The sequence below is a fragment of the Corynebacterium sp. MSK044 genome (assembly GCF_030232825.1).
Taxonomy (GTDB): domain Bacteria; phylum Actinomycetota; class Actinomycetes; order Mycobacteriales; family Mycobacteriaceae; genus Corynebacterium.
In genome coordinates, this window is record NZ_JASPJJ010000002.1 from 145,488 (window position 1) to 168,323 (window position 22,836).

Genomic DNA, 22,836 nt, shown 5'->3' on the forward strand with positions numbered 1-22,836 from the left:
AATGTCCGCATGAGGATCTCTGACGTTGCACGCACTGCCGGCTGCTCCGTGCGCGCCATTCGCCACTTGCACGAAACCGGAGCAGTACCGGAGCCCGCGCGCACGCCGGGCAACTACCGCGACTACACAGTGCGCGACCTCGCGGCGATACTGCGTGCCCGCGCGCTTATCGACGCCGGAGTTCCTCTCTCCCACATCCACTCTCCCAATGCCATCGACCGTTCTTTGGACCTCATCGACGCCCAGATTGCCCACCTCACCCGCCAACGGGAGCGTCTTACCACGCTGAAAGCCGCTCCCCTGGGAATGCCGGAAGACGTGCGCGCACGTTTGCTAGAAGTGCTGGGCGACACTGATTTCCTCTGGGGCGAGATAGAGAGCTTCGACCTCATGGCACTCACCGGTGTAGCCACGCCCGCAACATGGGATCAACTACGTGCCAACCTTGCCAACCCCGACTGCGTCAAGGCAACAGACGAGTTTGCGGTGGCGTGGGAGGCGGGGGACGTCGATAAGCTAGCGGAGCTTCTCCCGCGCGGAATCATGCGCGATCTCACTGGCACGCTTGTACCAGGCGATGTTCCGCTAACAGCTGGTGACACCGAGTCCCCGGATATCGTGGAGAAGCTTGCGGGTGAGTTCCGTGACTAAGGTGCTCCAGCTTGTGCGCCGTCACCCGGCGATACGTGCGGCGCAGTACGAATGGAGCCTCTACCGCGACCTCTGGCGGTGGGCCCGAGGCCAGACGCTCGTGCCGGCGAGCGCCGAGGCTCTTCCTCACCAGCCCGGGCGGCTCCAGCTGGTCGCCATGTTCACCGTGGTCATCCTTATCGAGATCGTCGTCGTGCACCTGCTGTTACCCGAAGGTGCACTCCGCATCCTCGCACTGCTGTTGTCGGTGTGGGGCATTGTGTTCATCTGGGCGCTCATTGCAAGCGAGCGGATCCGCCCGTCCTATTCTGACAGTGAACGCGTGGTTCTTCGCCGTGGTCGGAAGATCTTCGCAGACATCCCCCGGGAACTCATCGCGAAGCAATCGCACTCACGCAGTCACGCTGCTGAGACGGTGGTCAGCGACGGGGAGCTCACCCTCGGTGGACCTGCGGGCACCGACACCCTACTCACTCTGCGTACGCCTATCGACGCCGCCGAAGACACCTACCCATGGCAAAAGAAGCGCACACAACCGGTCAGCCGTGTCCGCTTCTATTCAGGCGGGGTTATTCGTTAGCGCTTCTTGCCCACCGTGAAGTAGGCCGCCCACCCGATCGTGTTCACACCGCCGATGAACGGGGTCCAGAACCATTTCGGGCCTCGGAGGCGGTTGGCGTCAGTGCGCGCGAGGTCCCACAGTGCGTAGCCCTTGAGCGCGGTGTCGAGTGCGCCGAAGATTCCGGCGACTGTCTTTTCTTCCTTGCTGAGGGAGTTCCAGGCATCTTTGAGTGAATCAATTGGGTTCATAGAGTCCATCATCGTCTAGATTTACTTGAGTGACCACTCCCCGCCCGTTTTTGCTGTTGAGCACGCGTCCCGAAGATGAAGCCGCTGCGGAAGAGCTCGAGAGCTTCGCTAATGCCATGCTTCTCCGCGCCTCCTCCATCGAGCAACGTCGCCTCGACCAAACCGAACTCGGCGAGGTGAACCTAGACGACTATTCGGCAGTACTGCTCGGTGGCAGCCCGTTCAACAACATGGAGTTGATGAAGTCCCCGTTGCAGCTGCGCGTGGAACGGGAAATCGGGACCTTAGTCGCGGAGTGCATTGACCGGGATTTCCCGTTGCTCGGTGCGTGCTACGGCATCGGTGCGATTGGCACGGCGATCGGTGCGCGTTTGTCGGACCAGTATGCGGAGGAAGCTGGCCCAGTCACGGTGTCACGTACCAATGAGCACGACGACGTCCTGGGTGACACACCCGTCCAGTTCGACACCATCGTCGGACACAAAGAAGCGATCGCACAGATGCCGGAGGACCCGCGCATCACCACGCTTGTCACCGGCGAGGCTTGCCCCACCCAGATGTTCCGCGTCCGCCAGCATGTCTACGCCACGCAGTTCCATCCGGAGCTCACCGCGGAAGCCCTCGAGTTCCGCCTCCGCCTCTACGCCCACCACGGGTACACGTCGACAGAGACCTTCGAATCCCAGATCGCGAAAGGCTACGACTACGACTACTCCGCCAACAACGCCATCCTGGCTAATTTCGCCGCCCGCTACGCGCGCTAGGCCAACTCCACGATTTCCATGTAGTCGTCGCTCCACATGTCCTCATCGCCCTCCGGCATGATGATCACGCGCTCAGGCTCCAGAGCTTTGACCGCGCCGGGGTCGTGGGTGACGAGGACAACCGCACCGGTGTAGGTCTTCAGGGCATCCAACACTTGTTCGCGGGATTGGGGGTCGAGGTTGTTGGTGGGCTCGTCGAGAAGCAGCACGTTGGCGCGCGATGACACGAGGGTCGCGAGCGCGAGGCGGGTTTTCTCACCGCCGGAAAGCGTCCCGGCGGGTTGTTCGAGCTTCTCGCCGGAGAACATGAACGCGCCGAGCAACCCGCGCAGGTCCTGTTGGCCGGCGTCGGGGCACGCTTGAATGGTGTTTTCCCACACGGTCTTGTCGGGGTCAATCGTGTCGTGCTCCTGGGCGAAGTAGCCGAGCTTCAGGCCGTGGCCGGTGACCAAGCCGCCCTCACCATCGGTGCGCTCCACGCCTGCCAGCAACTTAAGCAGCGTCGTTTTACCGGCACCGTTTGTGCCTAGCACCACCACGCGGGAGCCTTTATCAATCGCCAGATCCACACCCGCGAAGACTTCCAGCGAGCCGTACATCTTGGTCAAACCTTTGCCGAACAGCGGGGTCTTTCCACAGGGTGCGGGCTCAGGGAAGCTTATCGACGCCACCTTGTCCGCCACCCGCACCTCATCCAGCTCATTCATCATGCGATCCGCACGGGCAAGCATCTGCTTCGCAGCAGCAGCCTTCGTCGCCTTCGCGCCGAGCTTGGCGGCCTGCTTCTGCAAGGCGGATGCTTTCTTCTCCGCATTGGCGCGCTCGCGCCGGCGACGTGCCTCGTCGAGCGCACGGGCATCCTTGTACTTGGCAAAGCCCATGTTGTACACGTCCGCTTCCCCGCGCACGGCGTCGAGGAACCACACCTTGTTACACACGGCTTCGAGCAGTTCCACGTCGTGGGAGATCATGATGAGTCCGCCCTCATGCTTGGACAGGAAATCGCGGAGCCAGGTGATGGAGTCGGCGTCGAGGTGGTTGGTGGGCTCGTCGAGAAGCAAAGTGGTCTTGGACTTGCCCGCACCGTCGTTGGCGGCGAAGAGAATTTGTGCGAGCTCCACGCGACGGCGCTGACCACCGGACAGGGTCTTGAGTGGCTGGTCCAAAATACGCGCGGGCAGCCCGAGATTGTCGCAGATCTGCGCGGCCTCCGCGTCGGCCTCATACCCGCCGAGGGCCTGAAAACGCTCCTCAAAGCGGGAGTATTTGGCAATCGCGGCATCGCGCTTGGAGCCCTCTTCGGTCTCCATGATCTCCTGCTGCCGGTCCATGGAGGACCGCAGCTGGTCAAGCCCACGTGCCGAAAGCACGCGGTCACGCGCAGACTGCTCAATATTGCCCTCGCGCGAATCCTGCGGCAGGTACCCAATCTCCCCGGAACGCGTCACGGAACCACCGTATGGCTCGGTCTCCCCCGCCAGGATGCGCATCGTGGTGGTCTTGCCCGCACCGTTGCGACCGACAAGACCAATGCGATCCCCCGGCTGCACACGCAGGTGCTGGCCGGGGGCGTTCAAAAGGGTCCGGGCGCCGACGCGGACTTCGAGGTCGTTGGTGACAATCACAACGGGTCAGTGTACCGGCGCCGACTGCACGCTGATTAAGTGGCCAACCCCAAGGCAACGCGCAACGCTGCATTAATTCGTTTGAGAGTTTCAAGCGATACTGCCCCGCCGAAGCGTGGCTCATCATCGAAATAGATTGTTTCGATATCGTCGCAAATAACGGAACCAACTACAGGATCCTGGCTATCGAGCTCGACGATGCTTGGCAACGGTGGCTTGTGTGAAGTGGTCACTCGCGCAACGAGTGCACTCCCTAGGGCCCGGTTGCGCGAGTTATTAGAAACCACGATCCACGGTTTTTCTCCGTATCCAAGATCGAGCCAGTAGATCTGCCCCCGCAGAAATGTCATGCTCAGTACCCATTCTCACGTCGATCAGCGCGGGTTCGGCGACGATTTTTGGCTGCACTTTTAAACTCTTCGTCCTCAGCGAGAAGCTCTTGCGCGTATGCCTCATAGGCAGAATCGAGCGCCCGCTCCCTCACGGAACGCGCGCCCAGCGCAACCAGTTCCGCGATCGCTTGAGATTCCGAAAGATTCACCGGCATTTCACCAAGAGTGGATTCGAGATAGTCGCGTTCAGGGCTACCAATCTCCCGAATGCGCTGAACAACGTCGAGGTCGCCGGCAGTCAAGGCAACGGATTTGCGGGTGGTTGAAGCAGTCATGATTTCATCATAAAAAATACGCCACACAATGTGCAACAGTTTTTGCTGCAGATTGTGCGGCGCTAAAAAGGCGGAAGCTAGACGGCGAAGCCGAGTGCGCGCAGCTGCTCGCGGCCGTCCTCAGTGATCATGTGCGGGCCCCACGGTGGCATCCACACCCAGTGGAGGGAAATGGCATCCACGGTGCCGGAGCCAACAGCGGCGTTTTCAACTTGCTCCTCGATGACGTCCGTAAGGGGGCACGCCGGCGAGGTCAGCGTCATGCTGATAATGGCGGTCTTCTTGTCGCCTTCCTCTTCGATCCAGATGTCGTACACAAGGCCGAGATCAACGACGTTGATGCCCAGCTCGGGGTCGATGACGTCGTGCAGGTATTCGGCAACATCGGAAGCAATCTGGATCTGCTTTTCGGTTTGCTCAGGGCGCTCGCCGGGCCCGTCGAAGTTGGACTGGCTTGTGGTGTCGGTGTTGTCGGTAGCCATGTGTGTCTCCTAGTTTTTCTCGAGGTTCGTGATCGCGTCGCTCGTTGCCGCTTGGAAGGCCTTCCAGCCGAACAGCGCACATTTCACGCGTGCGGGGAATTTGGATACGCCGGAAAACGCGATGCCGTCGCCGATGAGGTTGGCGTCGCCGTCCTTCTCACCCTTAGAGGTAATCATCTCTTCGAAAGCGTCGAGTTTCTTCATCGCCTCAGCAACAGGCAGGCCGATCACTTCTTCTGTGAGCACGCTTGTCGACGCCTGAGAGATCGAACACCCCTCCGCGTCATACGAGATGTCCTCCACTGTGTTGCCATCCGGCGACAGGTGAACACGCAGCGTGAGCTCATCACCGCAAGAGGGGTTGACGTGGTGAACCTCCGCCTCATACGGCTCACGCAGGCCCGCATTTTGCGGGTTCTTGTAGTGGTCGAGGATGACCTCTTGGTACATCGCCTCTAGGTTCATGCTCTTCTTTCTTCTGCCTTGACCTTTAAACGGTTAGTTTTAGTTCTACCTTGTTTCAACGGCGCTAGGCACCGAAGAATTCCTTGGCAGCCTCGATGCCATCAATCAGCGCGTCGATCTCTTCGGTGGTGTTGTACAGGTAGAAACTGGCGCGCGCGGTGGACTGCGCGTTCAGCCCGCGGTGTGCTGGCCATGCGCAGTGGTGGCCCACGCGGATGCACACACCCTTCGAATCTAGGACCTGGCCGAGATCGTGCGGGTGGATTCCATCGACCACAAAGGAGATGGCGCCCCCGCGCTGCTCTGCTGTAAGAGGCCCGGTGATTTTCAGCCCTTCGATCTCCTGAAGACGCTTCAGCGCATACGCGGTCAGCTTGTGCTCATGGGCGGCGATGTTGTCCATACCGATCTCCTGGAGGAAATCAACGGCAGCACCAAGACCAACGACCTGGCTGGTCATCTGCGTGCCCGCCTCAAAGCGCTGCGGTGCCGGGGCGAAGGTGGAACCATCCATGCGGACAACCTCGATCATGGAGCCACCGGTCAAAAACGGTGGCAGCTGGTTCAGCAGCGTCCCCTTACCGTAGACAACACCGACGCCGGAGGGACCACACATCTTGTGGCCGGAAAACGCCGCAAAGCCCACGTCAAGAGCGTGCAGGTCCACCGGCATGTGTGGCACGGACTGGCACGCATCCAACACGGTGAGCGCGCCGACAGCCTTCGCACGGCGCACCATTTCCGCGACATCAGCGACGGCACCCGTCACGTTGGACTGGTGCGTAAAGGCAACAACCTTGACGGTCTCATCCAACTCGAGGGACTCCAGGTCAATGCGCCCGTCATCTGTCAACCCGTACCACTTCAAGCTGGCGCCGGTGCGTCGTGCGAGTTCCTGCCACGGCACCAGGTTCGCGTGGTGCTCAAGTTCGGTGACCACGATTGTGTCCTCGGCGGTGATGCAGAGGTCGCCAGCGCGATCGTCGCCAAGCGTGAAAGCAACGAGATTGAGTGCTTCCGTCGCATTCTTTGTAAACGCGATCTCATGATCCTGGGCCCCCACGAATGCCGCGATCTTGCCGCGCGCGGACTCGTACGCATCGGTGGCCTCCTCGGCCAGCTGATACGCGCCACGGTGAACCGGTGCGAAGGTGTGAAGCACAAACTCCTCCTCCGCACGCCACACTCGCTCCGGTCGCTGCGACGTCGCACCCGAATCCAGGTACACCAACGGCGTGTTATCACGCACGGTGCGCGACAGGATTGGGAACTCCGCGCGAATAGCGTCGGTGTTCAAGGATCCATCGGGATTAACGTACTCAGTCATAGAACTCGGTTCTCGCGTATGTGGGATATAGGAAAAAGGAAACGGCCAGCGAAATACGTGGCCGGCCGTTTGGAAGGGTTTACAGGAATGCTTCGTAACCCTCGGCCTCGAGCTTCTCAGCCAGCTCGAAACCACCGGTGTGCTTGATCACACCGTCGTCGAAGATGTGCACATGATCCGGGCGCACGTAGTTCAGAATGCGCTGGTAGTGCGTAATCATGAGGATGCCGCCATTGGTCTCCTCCTGGTAACGGTTGATGCCGTCCGAGACGATGCGTAGCGCGTCAACGTCGAGGCCGGAGTCAGTCTCGTCCATGACAGCGAACTTCGGCTTCATCAGGGAGAGCTGCATGACCTCGTGGCGCTTCTTCTCGCCGCCGGAGAAGCCCTCGTTCACGGAGCGCTCGCTAAACGACGGATCGATCTTCAGATCATCGCGCACCTGGTTGAGCTCCTGTACCCACTCGCGCAGCTTCGGCGCCTCGCCGCGAACAGCGGTGACAGCGGAGCGCATGAAGTTGGAGGAGGACACACCAGGGACCTCAACCGGGTACTGCATGGCCAGGAAGAGACCAGCGCGGGCACGCTCGTCGACTTCCATCTCGAGGATGTTCTCGCCGTCGAGAAGCACCTCTCCCTCGGTGACCTCGTAGGACGGGTGACCGGCCAGGGTGTAGGCCAGGGTGGACTTGCCGGAGCCGTTCGGGCCCATGATGGCGTGGGTCTCACCGGACTTGATGGTCAGGTTGACGCCCTTGAGAATCGGGGTCGGGTCCTGTCCCTCCTCGAGAGGCAGGACAGATGCGTGGAGGTTCTTAATTTCCAGAGTGGACATAGATTCTTTCTTTCTACTTACCTGTGTTGTCTGTCGTTGATCCCCTGTGGGGCCGCGGGTGCGGCCTTACAGGTTCACCTGCTCGAGTTCGCCGGAGACGCGGTTGATCAGTTCGTCGCGTACAGATTCAACTGGGATGCGGTTGAGCACCTCGTTGAAGAAACCACGAACGATCAGGCGGCGTGCCTCCCCGTCCGGGATACCGCGGGACTTGAGGTAGAACAGCTGCTCTTCGTCGAAGCGACCAACGGTGGCGGCGTGGCCAGCACCAGGGATGTCGCCGGTTTCGATCTCCAGGTTCGGGATGGCGTCCGCACGTGCGCCGTCGGTCAGCACGATGTTGCGGTTCGCCTCGTAGGTTTCAGTACCGGATGCGTTGGAGCGGATGAGCACGTCGCCCACCCAGCACGTACGTGCATCGGGCAGCTTGGAGGACTTGTCGCCCTGCAGTGCGCCCTTGTACAGCACGTTGGAGCGGCAGTACGGGTGGTTGTGGTCCACCAAGAGACGGTTCTCAATGTACTGGCCGTCGTCTGCGTAGTAGACGCCCAGCAGCTCAGCGTCGCCACCAGAGCCGGCGTAGCGCACGCGCGGGGTGTTGCGGACAACTTCGCCACCGAAGTTAGCGGCGGTGTGGCGCAGCACAGCGTCACGGCCAACGACGATGCTCTGCGCACCGACGTGAACGGCATCATTTGCCCACTGGCCATCAACGATGACAGACACGTGCGCGTTGTCACCGATGTTGTAGTTGACGTTGTCAGCGTGAGTACCGGAACCGGTGTACTGCACGATGAAGGTCGCGCGAGCGCCCTGCCCTACCTCAATGTGGATACCAGCAAACGTGGTCACATCCAGGCCAGCACCGGTGGTAGTGATGACGATCGGCTCAGCGATGTCCGCGTTCGCCGGAACAGTCACGACGGTCGCGTGCGGCATGGAGGTCCAGGCCTGTGCAGCGATGCGGTCAACTGGTGCGGGCGTGGTCTTCAAACGCGCGTCATCGCTGTCGACCTTCTCCACAGTCACCTCAGCCGGTGCTGCAACCTCGACCTGGGCCTCACCCTGCGGCGCGAAAGTACCGTTGTGCAGGCCACGCAGACGACGCAAGGACACGAAGCGCCAGATCTCGTCGCGGCCCTGCGGGACCTCGAAGTCGTTGACGTCGTAAGAGGCGAAAAGATCGCCCTTGTTGTCGTGGAAGGTCGCGTTTCCGACCCTCTTTTTTGCGGGTGCTTCAGTCATTGTTTAACCAACCGATCCTTCCATCTGCAGCTCAATAAGACGGTTGAGCTCGAGTGCATACTCCATTGGGAGTTCCTTCGCAATCGGCTCAATGAAGCCACGCACGATCATGGCCATCGCATCTTCCTCAGAAATACCGCGGGACATGAGGTAGAACAGCTGCTCCTCGCTCACCTTGGACACCTTTGCCTCATGGCCCAGAGTCACGTGGTCATTGCGGATGTCGTTGTATGGGTAGGTGTCCGTGCGGGAGATGTTGTCCACCAGCAGCGCGTCACACTCAATGTTGGAGTGGGAGTTTTTCGCATTCGCGTTGATCTGCACCAGACCACGGTAGGCAGCACGACCACCATTGCGGGACACAGACTTAGACACGATGTTGGAGGAGGTGTTCGGCGCCATGTGGACGACCTTTGCACCGGTGTCCTGCACCTGGCCCTCGCCACAGAACTGAGCGGACAGGACCTCACCACGAGCGTTCGGGCCGGTCATCCAGACGGCCGGGTACTTCATGTTGACCTTGGAGCCGATGTTGCCATCGACCCACTCCATGGTGGCGCCTTCCTCGGCGCGGGCACGCTGAGTCACCAGGTTGTACACGTTGTTGGACCAGTTCTGGATCGTGGTGTAGCGGCAACGTGCGTTCTTCTTCACGATGATCTCCACCACCGCAGCGTGCAGGGAGTCCGTCTTGTAGATCGGGGCGGTACAGCCCTCGACGTAGTGCACGTATGCGTCCTCATCCACAACGATGAGGGTGCGCTCGAACTGACCCATGTTCTCGGTGTTGATGCGGAAGTATGCCTGCAGCGGGATCTCCACGTGCACGCCCTTCGGAACGTAGATGAAGGATCCTCCGGACCACACGGCAGCGTTCAGTGCGGAGAACTTGTTGTCACCAGCCGGAACGACAGAACCGAAGTACTCCTTGAACAGCTCCGGGTACTCACGCAGACCCGTATCGGTGTCCACGAAGATCACGCCCTGCTCCTCAAGGTCCTCACGGATCTTGTGGTAGACAACCTCAGATTCGTACTGAGCAGCGACACCAGCAACGAGGCGCTGCTTCTCTGCGTCCGGGATACCCAGACGGTCGTAGGTGTTCTTGATGTCCTCCGGCAGGTCTTCCCAGCTGGTGGCCTGCTTCTCGGTGGAACGGACGAAGTACTTAATCTGGTCGAAGTCAATGCCGGTCAGGTCCGGGCCCCAGTTCGGTAGCGGCTTCTTGTTGTAGATGTCCAGTGCCTTGAGGCGCTGCTCCAACATCCACTCCGGCTCATTCTTAGCGGCAGAGATGGAGCGAACTACATCCTCATCGAGACCACGGCGGGCATTCTCACCTGCCGTATCAGAGTCGCGCCACCCGTAGTTATACGGGCCCATCGACGCAATAATCTCATCATCATTCATCGGCCTTTCAAGGCCGGGTGCGGGAGTGCTGCTAGTCACGTCCTCCGCTCCTTTCCATTGTGGTTCCTCCAGCAAAGGTGCTGCTTTCGATCATGCTGATGTGGGCTGTACACACGCCATCCCCATTGGCTATCAAGGCCAAGGGAGCGACGGCGGACCCCACTAGCTCCGAAATCAGCTCGTGTTCTGCTTCACAGATTTCCGGATACTCCGCCGCAACAGCGTGTACCGGACAGTGATGCTGACACAATTGCATTCCCGAGCCTACGTGGTTTGCTTCAGCTGCGTAGCCTTGGGCTGCCATTGTGTCCGCTACGTCATTGGCCACGTCGGCGATCTCGCCCTGTGGCTTACTACGTAGGGCTCCGAGCAGTTTCTCGGCTCGTTTACGGGCCAGCTTCTTCACTGCCTCACGCCCGCCGATTTCTTCGACGGCCGCGAAGGCTTCTAGGGCCAACTCGTCGTAACCGCTGCCGAAGCTGTCACGGCCAGATTCAGTGAGTTGGTAGTGCTGTGCTGGCCTACCACGCCCTGCCTTCCCGGTGGAACGGGACGGCTGAGAGCTATGCTCAACGAGACCTTCCTCAAGCAACTTGTCTATGTGGCGCCGAACGCCAGCAGGTGAGATCCCAATGTCCTTCGCCAGCTGTGAAGCTGTCACAGGTGCGGAGGTGAGTATGGCCGACATGATGCGCCCACGGGTCACCCCGTCGGTGGATCGCGCGACCTGGTTCATCTCTCCTCCTGATCTCTCCTTTAGACAACACTAGTGTGCCTTTAATCGGTGCGGACCTCAACCTTCACTGTTTTGTAGACTGCTTCCTGTGAAAACGGACCGTGAGACCCCAAGGCGGAAGCTGTATCGCTTCACTGGCGAATTGCCACGCCTTGGGCAACCCGGTTCTCGTTCAGCCGAGCTCCATGCCGGCACAGTTGCTGGTACGTCCGCTACGACCCCACTGCCCCCCAGTATTGCGGAGCGCAACCGCTTTGAGATTCTGCGCATCCTCGGCATGGTGGGCACTTTGCTCATCGGTCTTGGCGGACTCGGCGCTGGTGCATTACCGGTGGTGAATAACCCCTATGGGTCTTTTCCTTTCGGGGCGCTGATGGGGAGGATGATGGTGGCGTCGTCAAGCATTGTGCTGCTTGGCGTTGGCTTCCTGGTTCTGGCGTGGCTCCTGATGGGTTCATTTGTGGGCGCGGATGGCGGGCGTGCGCGCGTGGGTGTGCCACTGTTGCTGCGCACGTTCGGCGTATGGGTCCTGCCGTTGGTGTTCACTGCTCCCCTATTTACCCAGGACATTTATTCCTATCTCGCGCAAGGCTCGATTGTGGCACAGGGGCTGGATCCTTACTCCGCGGGGCCGGTGGAATTGCTGGGGAGTGAGAATCCACTGGCGCGTTCAGTCCCGTTCATTTGGGCGGAGTCCCCGAGCCCGTACGGTCCTGTGGCTCTAGCCATTTCCGCAGGCATTTCTATGCTCACCGGCAACTCAATCTTTTGGGGCGTGGTCTGCCACCGCCTGGTCTCGCTTCTTGGCGTGGCTGCTGCGGCCTGGGGCATCGTCGCCTTGGCACGTCGCTGCAATGTGAGTGGCCCTGTCGCGGTGTGGCTGGGCGTGCTCAACCCGCTGGTGATTCTGCACCTCATTGGTGGCATTCACAATGAGGCGATCATGATGGGCATTTTGCTCGTTGGTTTTGAGCTGGGTCTGCGCGGAATTGAGCGGCTTGATACCAGTACGGCGCACGGAATCAGCTTGATTATTGTCTCTGGCGCCCTGATCAGCTGTGCTGGCATGGTGAAAGTCACCGGGTTTATGGCGCTCGGATTTGTGGGAATGGCATTGGCGCGACGCTGGGGCGGAGTACGCGGCATCGCGGGCGCAACTGTTCTGAAAAGTGCAATCATGGTGGGCACCATCGCAGTTATTACCGTGGCTACGAGTATTGGACTCGGCTGGGTCACGGGCCAAGGGGGTGCGGCAACAATCCGCAGTTGGCTGTCTTTGAGCACGGACATCGGTCTTGCCGCGTCTTTTTTCGGCGAACTTCTCGGCCTCGGGGATCATTCGGTAGCCATGCTCACCGTCACACGTACGGTGGCGCTGCTCGTCGCTGTGGCGTTTTGTGCACGCATGTTGTTCGCAACCTATAAGGGCACGATTGACCCCGTTGGGGGGCTAGGTGTGGCCACGCTCGTGTTGGTCATTCTGTTCCCCGTCGTGCACCCGTGGTACCCGTTGTGGGGCATCATGCCGCTTGCTGCGTGGGCAAACCGGACGTTCTTCCGTGCAGGTGTGGCCATATATTCGTCGGTTTTTGCATTCCTCGTGTTGCCGCGTGGTCTCGCCTTGCCGCCAGCGACAGTGGCCGTCATTTACTCGATGGCAGTCGTTGCCGCGCTCACCTTTGCTGTTCTGGTCATCGTGTGGTTAAAGCTTCGTCGCCCGCGCGTCCTAGACTGATGTGCGATGAATGCACCTGTTTCTCGCCCAACCCAGTCACGCTCGTTGTCTGACGATGAAGTTGCACTGCTCATCGAGGGCGTGACTAAAAAGTTCGGCCCTAAGACTGCTGTCAACGACTTAAGCCTGTCCGCTCGTCGCGGGGAGGTTTTCGCTTTGCTTGGGCCCAATGGCGCCGGCAAGTCGACCACGATTGAGATGTGCGAGGGCTTCACCACCCCCACCTCCGGCCAGATCAATGTGCTTGGCTTTGATCCGCAGCGCCAACCGGAGGAAGTTCGTTCGCGCATCGGCATCATGCTGCAAGGTGGCGGGTCTTATTCCGGCATCCGCGTGAAAGAGATGCTGGATCTCACCGCCTCCTACAACAAGGACCCACTGGACCCCGCGTGGCTCATGGAGGTCCTGGGGCTTGAAGGTGTGGCTAAGACGACCTACCGGCGTCTTTCCGGCGGCCAGCAGCAGCGCTTGTCTTTAGCACTCGCGCTCATTGGTCGTCCGGAGATGATCTTCCTCGATGAGCCCACTGCCGGCATGGATGCCCAATCGCGTCGCGCAGTGTGGGATCTCATTCGCGCGTTGAAACGCGATGGCGTCACTGTCATTTTGACCACGCACCTCATGGATGAGGCCGAATCCCTAGCGGATTACGTAGCCATCATTGATCATGGGTCGCTGCTCGTCGAAGGCACGCCCACAGAGCTTATCGACGGCACCTCACCTGCCGCCCTCGAACTCCACACAGATCGACCATTGGATTTGGAGGCGGTGGCGGAATCATCAACAGCTGAGCTCAAACCGTCTGCTGAAGAGTTGGTGTATCGGCTTGATACAGCCGCCGACCCGCAGATCATCGCCTCGGTGGCAACTGAAGCGGCACGTCAGAACGTGCTGATCAAGCACTTGGGCGTGCGGCCCCACACCTTGGAGGACGTGTTTTTAGATATCACCGGACGAGAGTTGAGGTCTTAGGAATCATCATGGATTTTGCACCCGGAACTTTCACTCCCGCCCCTCAGCGCGCCAGTGTGGCGCGGATGGCTGCCGCACAAGGGCGCATTGAGGCCAAGCTCATGTTGCGTCACGGCGAACAGCTGCTGCTTAGCCTGATCATCCCCGCCGCAATCCTCATCGGCGCCGCCAAGATGGACATCTTCGGTGGCGACACGAGTTTGGACGAACTTGTCCCGATGGTCTTCGCTGTTGCGGCTGCAAGCGCTGGTTTCACTGGCCAGGCCATCTCTCTTGCCTTTGATAGGCGCTATGGCGCCCTGAAACGTTCCGGCGCCTCTGGTGTGCCCACGTGGACCATCATTGCGGGCAAAATTATCGCGGTGTTGACCACGGTGCTCGTGCAGATTGTCGTTTTGGGCACGATCGCTTTCCTGCTCGGATGGACGGTCTCTCTTGCCGGTGCTGTGTTGGGGATCGTGGCGCTGTTCATAGGTGTCACTGCTTTTACGGCGCTGGGTTTGCTGCTGGGTGGCACGCAATCTTCCGAAGTGGTGCTGGCGGTATCCAACCTGATTTGGTTCATCCTGCTGGGCATTCTTGGCTGGGTTGTCTACTCCGGGTACCTGGGCGCACCGGGTCTGTGGGATCTGGCACCATCGGTTGCTCTGGCTAGCGCCATGACGGGCGCACTTCACGGCGTTATCAACCTCACCGCCTGGATGTCGCTGTTGTTCTGGACCGTGATGGGTGTGCTGGGCACCATACGCTGGTTCCGTTTTGACGGTTAGCGCCCAATTGGGCTCCCCCGCTCACCTCTGCGAAAATGAATACCAACGGATTTAATACCCGCTCTTAACTTAAGGAAAGGCACGGAAACCTCGTGAGCTCCGCACCGCACCTCGATACAACCGCCGACGGGAATACCGCAGCACTCCCCTTCTCTGAACGGATCAAGCAGGTCCCCACGGTGAAGACACAGCGCATCTTCGCGTTCATCCTGCTGGTGGTACAGGCTGGCATTACCTTCACCGGCTCGCTCGTTCGCGTGACTGGTTCGGGGCTGGGCTGCAATGAGTGGCCACTGTGCCACGAAGGTTCGCTCTTCCCTGTACGCGGTGCTGCTCCGTGGGTTCAGCAGTTCATCGAGTTTGGCAACCGCGCCCTCACCTTTGTCGTGGTCGCTGCCACGATCTTGGTATTCTACGCGGTGAAGAAGGCTGACCGGCGTAAGAGTCTGGTGGACCTGGCCGTTGCATCTGGCATTGGCGTCATCGTCCAGGCCGTGATCGGTGGTATCTCGGTGAAGTTGGATCTGCAGTGGTGGGCGGTTGCTCTGCACTTCCTGCCGTCGATGATTCTGGTGGCGGTTGCTGCAGTGCTGTACATGCGTCTGGCTGAGCCGGATGATGCGGAGCCGCAGCGTCGCTTTGATTCGACCGCAAGCACCCTGGCGATCATCGCTGCCATCGCACTGTGCCTCGTCCTGATCACGGGCACGATGGTGACGGGTTCCGGCCCGCACTCTGGCGATGCAGGCGTGGGCATGGAAGGTCGCCTCGAGCTGGATACGAAGATGCTTGCATACGTCCACGCGGCGTGCATGTACGTCTACCTAGCTTTCACCCTTGCTACCGCCTTCGTGCTGCGCAAGAAAAAGGCACCGGAAGATGCCATGAAGACAGTATGGGTTCTGCTGGCCATGATCGTCGTCCAGTGGGCTATCGGCGTGATCCAGTTCTACCTGGGTGTGCCGCGTTGGACCGTGCCAGCGCACATCATCATGTCCAGCGTCGTGGTTGCCTTCACTGCATTCCTGTGGGCCCACGGACAGCGCCGCCTGCCAATTCTGAGCCCAAAGCAGTACAACACCACCACCTCTTAAGCGCACGCTTAAGCGGAATTCCTCGACTAATCCAACCGACCTGCCCCACTGGGGCGGGTCGGTTGCGTAGCCTGGGAAGCCATGAAGGCAATTCAGATCACTCAGAACGGTGGCCCAGAGGTTCTTATCCCCGCTGAGGTTGCGGACCCTCAGCCCGCGGAAGGACAATTGCTGATCGCCGTGGAGTATGCAGGTGTCAATTACATTGACACCTACTATCGCGAGGGGATCTACCACTCACAATTGCCGTTCATCCCCGGTTCCGAAGGCTGTGGTCGGGTCATCGAAGATCCGGCTGGTGAGATCGCACCAGGCACTCTAGTTGCCTGGGAATCCGCACCAGGCTCTTATGCGGAAAAGGTCTGCGTGGACCGCACACGCTTAGTCGCCGTCCCCCAGTCCATCCCCCACGAGGTAGCCGCATCGATGTTGCTGCAGGGCATCACCGCGCACTACCTGCTGCACGGAGTGCGCGAGACGAAAGCCGGTGACACGATCCTGCTTACCGCCGGTGCTGGTGGTGTGGGTCTGCTGCTCACACAGATGGCCGTGGCGGAGGGCGCAACGGTGTTCTCCGTCGTGTCCACGGATGAGAAGGAGGAACTCGCCTATGCCGCCGGCGCTACGGAGGTATTCCGCTACTCCGAGGGTCTGGCAGAAACCGTCAGGCGCCGCTGCGGCGGGAGAGGCGTTGACGTTGTCTATGACGGCGTGGGCAAGGACACGTTCACGGAATCCCTCGAAGCTGTGAGGCCACGTGGGCTGGTGTGTCTGTTCGGGGCGGCCTCAGGTCCGGTGGAGCCGTTCGATCCGCAGCTGCTCAACAAACACGGGTCCATCTTCCTCACCCGTCCGTCCATCGGTGCGTACACCGCCAGTGAAGATGAGTTCCGGATGCGCGCCCAAGCTGTCGTGCGGGCTGTGGAAGACGGAACACTCAACATCCGTGTCCACGAGCCTTATGCATTAGAAAATGCGCGCCAGGCCCATGAGGACCTCCAGGCGCGCAAGACAACTGGTTCGGTTGTGCTGAAAGTGAACTAACCCAGGCCACCTGGGAAGAGCTCTGCCATGGTGCTCAAGCCCAGAACAGCGTCGAAGGACAGGCCAAGGAAGAGCACAGCCAGGTAGTTGTTCGACAAGATGAACAGCTTCAGCGGTTTCACGTCCACGCCATTTTTGATGTCGGTGTGCAGACGCTGCGCCATCACTAGGAAGGCACCGCCACTGAGCACAGCAATGAGTGCGTAGATCCAGGATGCGGCCGGCACAAGCAGCAGGGAAACCAGCACGGTTACCCAGGAGTAAATGAGGATCTGCTTGGTTGTTTCCTCCGCGGTTGCCACCACGGGCAGCATGGGCACGTTTGCACGGGCGTAGTCTTCGCGGTACTTCATGGCCAGCGCCCAGGTGTGCGGCGGTGTCCAGAAGAAGATGATGAGGAAGAGCACGATCGCCTGCCACCAGCGATCCGGGCTGCCATCGTGGACATTGTCACGGATCACAGCCCAGCCAACCATCACCGGCATACAGCCGGCAGCACCACCCCAAATGACGTTCTGCCAGGTGCGGCGCTTGAGCCACTTGGTGTACACGAAAATGTAGAAGGCGTTAGTCAGAATGATGAAAAATGCGGCCAGCCAGGATTTACACACAAAACCAAGCCACAGCACGGAGGCGACAAGTAGCACCCACGCAAAAATGCGGGCACGTTGTTTGGTTACTTTGTGGCGCACAAGCGGACGCGCACGGGTACGTCCCATCTTCTGGTCAATGTCGTAGTCGGCGACCATGTTGAAGGTGTTCGCCGCACCAGCACCCATCCAGCCGCCAAAGAGAGTTGCCAGGATCAGCCAAACGTGAACTTCACCGCGGTCTGCCTGCAGCATCGCGGGGATTGCAGCGATGAGCAGGAGTTCAATGACCCTCGGCTTGGTTAGTCCGAAGTACGCCTTGATGATCTCCACTACATCTCCTCGTTAATCCTGCACCGTCGCACTTTTTGCTTACGTCTTTCTGATTAGTCGCCGGGCAGGCGCAGATAGTTCCCAGTGTCAGAAAAGAGCATTCGTTTATCCGCGACACCAAGGCATGCTACCGCCGGTTCATCGTTGGGCGCTAATCCTTCGTCGATAAGCAACTGTGCACGGTGGTGCTGAACCGCTCGACCTTTGGCACTAGGGTGGGGGAAGTTATATTCGCACGATTGTTTAAGCGAGGACTTCACGTGACTTCCACTGAGATCAACCTGCCCGATGAGCTGAAGGCCATGACCGTGGCCCGCTACCCGGAGGACTGGACGGAGGTGGATACCCGCGCGGTGAACACCGCCCGCATCCTCGCTGCTGATTCCGTTGAGAACTGCGGGTCTGGCCACCCGGGCACGGCGATGTCTCTCGCTCCCCTGGCCTACACCTTGTACCAGCGTGTGATGCGCCATGATCCGAGCGATCCGAATTGGGTGGGCCGTGACCGCTTCGTGCTGTCTGCCGGTCACTCTTCGTTGACTCAGTATATTCAGCTGTACTTCGGCGGTTTCGGGCTGGAGATTGAGGACCTTCAGTCCTTGCGCACGTGGGGCTCGAAGACGCCGGGTCACCCGGAATACAACCACACTGCGGGTGTGGAGATCACCACTGGTCCGCTAGGTCAGGGCCTTGCATCCGCTGTAGGCATGGCGATGGCTGCGCGCCGCGAGCGCGGCCTCTTCGACCCAGAAGCTGCTCCGGGCCAGTCTCCTTTTGATCACTTCATTTACGTCATCGCGGGCGATGGCGACCTGCAGGAGGGCGTGACCTCTGAGGCCTGCTCTTTGGCCGGTACGCAGAAGCTGGGCAACCTGATTGCGTTCTGGGATGACAACCGTATTTCTATCGAGGATGACACACAGATCGCCTTCACCGAAGACGTGGTGGCCCGCTACGAGGCCTACGGCTGGCAGACGCTGACCGTGGAGTCCGGTGAGGACGTTGCTGCAATCCTGGAGGCTGTCGAGCAGGCGAAGGCTGAAACTTCCCGTCCGACTCTCGTGCGTGTGAAAACCGTCATCGGTTACCCAGCCCCGAACCTTATGAACACGGGCGCGGCCCACGGTGCAGCACTCGGCGCGGAGGAAGTTGCGGCAACCAAGAAGATCCTGGGCTTTGACCCGGAGGTCATGTTCCCGGTCGAGGAGAAGGTGATCAACCACACCCGTCGCCTCGTTGAGCACGGTGCGCAGGCGCATGCTCATTGGCAGAAGCTTTTCGACGACTGGGCTGCCGCTAACCCCGCCAACAAGGAGCTGCTGGACCGCATGACCGTCCGCGGCCTGCCCGATGGCTGGGCCGATGAGATGCCTACGTGGGAACCGGACGCCAAGGGTCTGGCTACCCGTAAGGCTTCTGAGGCAGCCATCCAGGCGCTGGCAAAGACCCTGCCCGAACTGTGGGGCGGTTCCGCTGACCTGGCTGGCTCTAACAACACTCTGATCAAGGGCGAGCCCTCCTTCGGCCCAGAGGAAATCTCCACTGAGATGTTCACGGCGCATCCTTACGGCCGTAACCTGCACTTTGGCATCCGTGAGCACGGCATGGGCGCGATCATGAACGGTATTGCTCTGCACGGTGGCACCCGCGTCTACGGCGGTACCTTCCTTATCTTCTCGGAGTACCTCTACCCCTCTATCCGTGTCGCAGCTTTGTCCGGCATTGATGGCTACTACGTGTTCACCCACGACTCGATCGGCCTGGGCGAGGACGGCCCGACCCACCAGCCGGTGGAAACCCTTACCGCGCTGCGCGCTATCCCGGACCTCGCCGTGATCCGTCCAGCTGATGCGAACGAGACGTCCGCTGCGTGGAAGTCCGCCATCGAAGGCCGTGAGCAGCCGAAGATCTTGGCCCTGTCCCGCCAGAATCTCCCGGTGCTTGAGGGCACGAAGGAGAAGGCTTTCGACGGCCTGTCAAAGGGCGCTTACGTCTTGGTTGAGGCTTCCAAGCCAACCCCGGACGTGATCCTCATGGCATCTGGTTCGGAGGTGCAGCTGGCAGTTGAGGCAGCGAAGACCCTCGAGGCCGAGGGGACCGCCACCCGCGTTGTGTCCATGCCGTGCATGGAATGGTTCCTGGAACAGGATCGTTCCTACATTGATGAGATCCTGCCGCCGTCAGTCCCTGCCCGCATCTCCGTCGAGGCCGCCATTGCTATGCCATGGTTCCGCTTCACCGGTGACAAGGGACGCAACGTCTCCCTCGAGCACTTCGGCGCCTCCGCACCAGGCGACGAGCTGTTCACCCGCTTCGGCATCACTACGGATGCCGTTGTGTCCGCTGCGCGTGAGTCCATTGCTTCCGCCCAGGGCAACGTGGCCGAGTCCGTATCGGAGCCACAGGCTGACCGCGTCCGCGGCGACCAGATCTAAACCCCACTTCGCTTTAAGGAGCTGCCTCCAATGACCGCCATTGACCGCCTGTATGACCTTGGCACTTCCACGTGGCTGGATGATCTGTCGCGGGAGCGCATCACATCCGGCAACATCGTTGATCTGAAATCCACCAAGTCCATCGTTGGAGTGACCACGAACCCGGCGATTTTTGCCGCAGCCATGTCGAAGGGCAATGCCTATGATGCGCAACTGGCAGAACTCAAGGCGCGCAACGCGAGCGTCGATGAGGCTGTATACGCCATGAGCGTCAAGGACGTGCAGGATGCGTGTGACCTGTTCATGGATGTCTACGAGTCCACCGGCGGCAAGGACGGTCGCGTATCCATCGAGGTGGATCCCCGCCATGCCGATGATGAGGCGGCTACCGTCGCTCAAGCGAAGGAACTGTGGGCGCAGGTGGATCGCCCGAACGCCATGATCAAGATCCCAGCAACGGATGCTTCCCTGCCGGCGATCACCGCTGCTCTGGCCGAGGGTATCTCGGTGAACGTCACCTTGATTTTCTCCGTCGAGCGCTACAAGCAGGTCATCGATGCGTTCAAGGCCGGCATCACCCAGGCTGCCGCGAACGGGCACGACGTGTCCCAGATTCACTCTGTGGCGTCCTTCTTCGTCTCCCGTATGGATACCGAGGTGGATAACCGCCTTGACACCATCTCCGGCGAGTACGTAGAGAAAGCACAGGCACTGAAGGGCAAGTCTGGCATTGCCAATGCTCGTCTGGCGTACCAGCTCTTCCTCGATGAATTCGATGCCGCCGCGATGGCTGCCCTGCCGCAGGGCACCAACAAGCAGCGCCCACTGTGGGCCTCCACCGGTGTGAAGAACCCAGACTATCCAGCGGACATGTACGTCACGCAGCTCGCTGGCCCAGACACCGTGAACACGATGCCGGAACCAACGATTGATGCTGCTCTAGCTGGCGATAACGTCTCGGGCGACACCCTCACGGGTACTGCAGATAGCGCTGCAGAGATCTTCGCCGGGCTAGCTCAGGTCGGCATTGATGTGGCTGATGTCGTGCGCGTACTTGAACGTGAGGGCGTAGATAAATTCGTCGACGCGTGGCAGGAATTGCTCGATTCCATGTCCGAAAACTTGGGATAACCAAAACCTTTGTCGTGGCCGCGAAAATGAGGTTTACTTTATTTAAGTAATCTGGGTCACCACTTCACTGAAGCTCCCCTCCCATCACATCGCACTGGCGCGGGGAGCTTCGAAGATTAAGGAAGCACCCGCTTAACTGACGAAAGGTGTTCGACGTGTCGGAACCGGCACCCGAATGGGTCAACCCTCTCCGTTCCCCCGCCGACAGGCGACTCCCCCGGATCGCTGGCGCATCCGGCATGGTCATCTTCGGCGTGACCGGCGACCTGGCCAAGCGCAAGCTTCTGCCAGCCGTGTATGACCTTGCCTACCGTGGCTTGTTGCCAGCCGGTTTCACCCTCGTCGGCTTTGGCCGCCGACCCTGGCCCAAAGAGGAATTTGAGTCCTTCGTGCGCGAGCAGGTTGAGGTGGGTGCCCGCACCGATTTTGATGTGCATGTGTGGGCCCGCCTGGCTGAAGGCATGCACTTTGTCCAAGGCGCCTTCGATGACGACGAGGCCTTTGACAACATGGCGGCGTTGCTCAAGAAAATGGATAGCACCCGCGGCACTGCCGGCAACTGGGCGTTTTACCTCTCGGTGCCGCCGGAGTACTTCTCCAACGTCATTGATCAGCTGGATCGCACCGGCATGGCTCACCCCACGGAGGAACAGTGGCGCCGTGTGATCATTGAGAAGCCTTTCGGCCATGACCTCGCGTCGGCAAAAGAGCTCAATGCCACGATCAATGCTGTCTTCCCCGAGCGAGCGGTCTTCCGTATCGACCACTACCTGGGCAAAGAAACTGTCCAGAACATTTTGGCTTTCCGCTTTGCCAACCAACTCTTTGAACCGGTGTGGAGCTCCCGCTACGTCGACCACGTGCAGATCACCATGGCGGAAGACATCGGACTCGGCGGGCGCGCTGGTTACTACGACGGCATCGGCGCTGCCCGTGATGTCATCCAGAACCACCTCCTGCAGCTCCTTGCCCTCGTCGCTATGGATGAGCCGGTGTCTTTCTCGCCGCGGCAGCTGCGCTACGAGAAGTTGAAGATCTTGCGCGCCACCAAACCAGTGGGTCCTTTCGAGGAGACGACAGCGCGCGGCCAATACACCGCCGGGTGGCAAGGCTCCGAGCAGGTCGTTGGCCTGCGGGAGGAGGAGGGCTTCGATCCTGAATCCAAAACGGAAACGTACGCTGCCTGCACCCTGGGCATTAATTCCCGCCGTTGGGCTGGCGTGCCGTTCTACCTGCGCACCGGTAAGCGCCTTGGCCGCCGTGTGACGGAGATTGCCATGGTGTTCAAAAAGGCGCCGCACCAGCCGTTCGACCCAGGGTTGACTAGCCAGCTTGGCGCCAACACCTTGGTCATCCGCATTCAGCCGGACGAAGGCATCCTCATGCGTTTTGGCTCCAAAGTGCCGGGCTCCACCATGGAAGTCCGCGATGTGAACATGGACTTCTCCTACACCGAGGCTTTCACCGAAGAGTCACCGGAAGCCTACGAGCGTCTCATTCTTGATGCGCTTCTCGACGAAACCGGGCTCTTCCCCACCTCCGAAGAAGTCGAGCGCAGTTGGGAAATCCTCGATCCGATCCTGGATTACTGGGCTGAAAACGGGCGCCCCGATGAGTACCCAGCTGGGACATGGGGTCCGACTTCCGCTGATGAAATGATGCACGCTTCCGGCAGGTCCTGGCGCCGTCCGTAACTGACAAGTAAAGGTCACAAA

The 22,836-nt window shown here is 60.0% G+C and carries 23 protein-coding genes; 11 read left to right on the plus strand and 12 right to left on the minus strand.

Annotated features, from left to right (window positions below; genetic code table 11):
* The first annotated feature begins 9 nt into the window (after nt 1–9).
* Nucleotides 10–651 carry a MerR family transcriptional regulator gene (locus tag QP994_RS02230; RefSeq protein ID WP_284865222.1) on the plus strand — a complete coding sequence of 214 codons (642 nt, stop codon included), beginning with the start codon at nt 10–12 and terminating at the stop codon, nt 649–651.
* Nucleotides 644–1,231: a hypothetical protein gene (locus tag QP994_RS02235; protein ID WP_284865223.1), complete on the plus strand. Its 588-nt coding sequence runs from the start codon at nt 644–646 to the stop codon at nt 1,229–1,231. The genes QP994_RS02230 and QP994_RS02235 overlap by 8 nt, the downstream gene beginning before the upstream one ends.
* Here the strand turns inward: QP994_RS02235 and QP994_RS02240 are convergent.
* Nucleotides 1,228–1,461, minus strand: coding sequence for a hypothetical protein (locus QP994_RS02240; RefSeq protein ID WP_284855557.1), 234 nt, complete (start codon nt 1,459–1,461; stop codon nt 1,228–1,230). The genes QP994_RS02235 and QP994_RS02240 overlap by 4 nt on opposite strands.
* Before the next feature lie 29 nt (nt 1,462–1,490).
* Here QP994_RS02240 and QP994_RS02245 point away from each other — a divergent pair, with 29 nt between their 5' ends.
* Entirely contained in the window at nt 1,491–2,225 is a 735-nt protein-coding gene (locus tag QP994_RS02245; RefSeq protein WP_284865224.1) for a glutamine amidotransferase-related protein, read from the plus strand.
* Here QP994_RS02245 and QP994_RS02250 read toward each other — a convergent pair.
* From QP994_RS02250 to QP994_RS02295, 10 genes are all read right to left on the minus strand, one after another.
* Nucleotides 2,222–3,850 carry an ABC-F family ATP-binding cassette domain-containing protein gene (locus QP994_RS02250; RefSeq protein ID WP_284865225.1) on the minus strand — a complete coding sequence of 543 codons (1,629 nt, stop codon included), beginning with the start codon at nt 3,848–3,850 and terminating at the stop codon, nt 2,222–2,224. The two genes, QP994_RS02245 and QP994_RS02250, sit on opposite strands and share 4 nt — an antisense overlap.
* Nucleotides 3,851–3,885: 35 nt before the next feature.
* The gene (locus tag QP994_RS02255) at nt 3,886–4,200 is read right to left on the minus strand and encodes a type II toxin-antitoxin system PemK/MazF family toxin (RefSeq protein WP_284865226.1); all 315 of its coding nucleotides are present in this window, start codon (nt 4,198–4,200) and stop codon (nt 3,886–3,888) included.
* A 2-nt stretch (nt 4,201–4,202) separates the two neighbouring features.
* Nucleotides 4,203–4,517, minus strand: coding sequence for a hypothetical protein (locus tag QP994_RS02260; protein ID WP_284865227.1), 315 nt, complete (start codon nt 4,515–4,517; stop codon nt 4,203–4,205).
* Between the two features lie 77 nt (nt 4,518–4,594).
* Entirely contained in the window at nt 4,595–4,999 is a 405-nt protein-coding gene (locus tag QP994_RS02265; RefSeq protein WP_284865228.1) for a metal-sulfur cluster assembly factor, read from the minus strand.
* A 9-nt stretch (nt 5,000–5,008) separates the two neighbouring features.
* A complete protein-coding gene (gene sufU / locus QP994_RS02270; RefSeq protein ID WP_284865229.1) occupies nt 5,009–5,464 on the minus strand; it encodes a Fe-S cluster assembly sulfur transfer protein SufU in 456 nt (151 codons plus the stop codon).
* Between the two features lie 64 nt (nt 5,465–5,528).
* The gene (locus QP994_RS02275) at nt 5,529–6,791 is read right to left on the minus strand and encodes a cysteine desulfurase (RefSeq protein WP_284865230.1); all 1,263 of its coding nucleotides are present in this window, start codon (nt 6,789–6,791) and stop codon (nt 5,529–5,531) included.
* 79 nt (nt 6,792–6,870) lie between these two features.
* Complete coding sequence (gene sufC, locus QP994_RS02280; RefSeq protein WP_284855563.1) at nt 6,871–7,626, minus strand: Fe-S cluster assembly ATPase SufC; 756 nt, start codon at nt 7,624–7,626, stop codon at nt 6,871–6,873.
* A gap of 66 nt (nt 7,627–7,692) precedes the next feature.
* Nucleotides 7,693–8,871 carry a Fe-S cluster assembly protein SufD gene (gene sufD / locus QP994_RS02285; RefSeq protein WP_284855564.1) on the minus strand — a complete coding sequence of 393 codons (1,179 nt, stop codon included), beginning with the start codon at nt 8,869–8,871 and terminating at the stop codon, nt 7,693–7,695.
* A gap of 3 nt (nt 8,872–8,874) precedes the next feature.
* Entirely contained in the window at nt 8,875–10,281 is a 1,407-nt protein-coding gene (gene sufB, locus QP994_RS02290) for a Fe-S cluster assembly protein SufB (RefSeq protein WP_284865297.1), read from the minus strand.
* A 31-nt stretch (nt 10,282–10,312) separates the two neighbouring features.
* Nucleotides 10,313–11,017: a helix-turn-helix transcriptional regulator gene (locus QP994_RS02295; protein WP_284865231.1), complete on the minus strand. Its 705-nt coding sequence runs from the start codon at nt 11,015–11,017 to the stop codon at nt 10,313–10,315.
* An 88-nt stretch (nt 11,018–11,105) separates the two neighbouring features.
* On the opposite strand from QP994_RS02295, the gene mptB reads away from it, so the two are divergent.
* The 5 genes from mptB to QP994_RS02320 all read left to right on the plus strand — a co-directional run bounded on the left by mptB (nt 11,106) and on the right by QP994_RS02320 (nt 16,632).
* Entirely contained in the window at nt 11,106–12,752 is a 1,647-nt protein-coding gene (gene mptB / locus QP994_RS02300) for a polyprenol phosphomannose-dependent alpha 1,6 mannosyltransferase MptB (protein WP_284855566.1), read from the plus strand.
* A gap of 6 nt (nt 12,753–12,758) precedes the next feature.
* On the plus strand, nt 12,759–13,724 hold the full coding sequence (locus tag QP994_RS02305) for an ABC transporter ATP-binding protein (protein WP_284865232.1): 966 nt from the start codon (nt 12,759–12,761) through the stop codon (nt 13,722–13,724).
* Between the two features lie 8 nt (nt 13,725–13,732).
* Nucleotides 13,733–14,494, plus strand: a complete 762-nt coding sequence (locus tag QP994_RS02310) for an ABC transporter permease (RefSeq protein ID WP_284855568.1) — start codon at nt 13,733–13,735, stop codon at nt 14,492–14,494.
* A 161-nt stretch (nt 14,495–14,655) separates the two neighbouring features.
* The gene (locus QP994_RS02315; RefSeq protein WP_284865298.1) at nt 14,656–15,588 is read left to right on the plus strand and encodes a COX15/CtaA family protein; all 933 of its coding nucleotides are present in this window, start codon (nt 14,656–14,658) and stop codon (nt 15,586–15,588) included.
* Nucleotides 15,589–15,669: 81 nt separating this feature from the next.
* Complete coding sequence (locus QP994_RS02320) at nt 15,670–16,632, plus strand: quinone oxidoreductase family protein (protein ID WP_284865233.1); 963 nt, start codon at nt 15,670–15,672, stop codon at nt 16,630–16,632.
* Here the strand turns inward: QP994_RS02320 and QP994_RS02325 are convergent.
* A complete protein-coding gene (locus QP994_RS02325) occupies nt 16,629–17,555 on the minus strand; it encodes a heme o synthase (RefSeq protein WP_284855570.1) in 927 nt (308 codons plus the stop codon). The genes QP994_RS02320 and QP994_RS02325 overlap by 4 nt on opposite strands.
* Before the next feature lie 302 nt (nt 17,556–17,857).
* Between QP994_RS02325 and tkt the strand changes: the two genes are divergently transcribed.
* From tkt to zwf, 3 genes are all read left to right on the plus strand, one after another.
* Nucleotides 17,858–19,990 (plus strand): transketolase, encoded by a 2,133-nt coding sequence (gene tkt / locus QP994_RS02330; RefSeq protein ID WP_284865299.1) that lies wholly within the window; start codon nt 17,858–17,860, stop codon nt 19,988–19,990.
* 30 nt (nt 19,991–20,020) lie between these two features.
* Complete coding sequence (tal, locus tag QP994_RS02335; protein WP_102723284.1) at nt 20,021–21,121, plus strand: transaldolase; 1,101 nt, start codon at nt 20,021–20,023, stop codon at nt 21,119–21,121.
* Nucleotides 21,122–21,276: 155 nt separating this feature from the next.
* Complete coding sequence (zwf, locus tag QP994_RS02340) at nt 21,277–22,815, plus strand: glucose-6-phosphate dehydrogenase (protein ID WP_284865234.1); 1,539 nt, start codon at nt 21,277–21,279, stop codon at nt 22,813–22,815.
* The last annotated feature ends 21 nt before the right edge of the window (nt 22,816–22,836 follow it).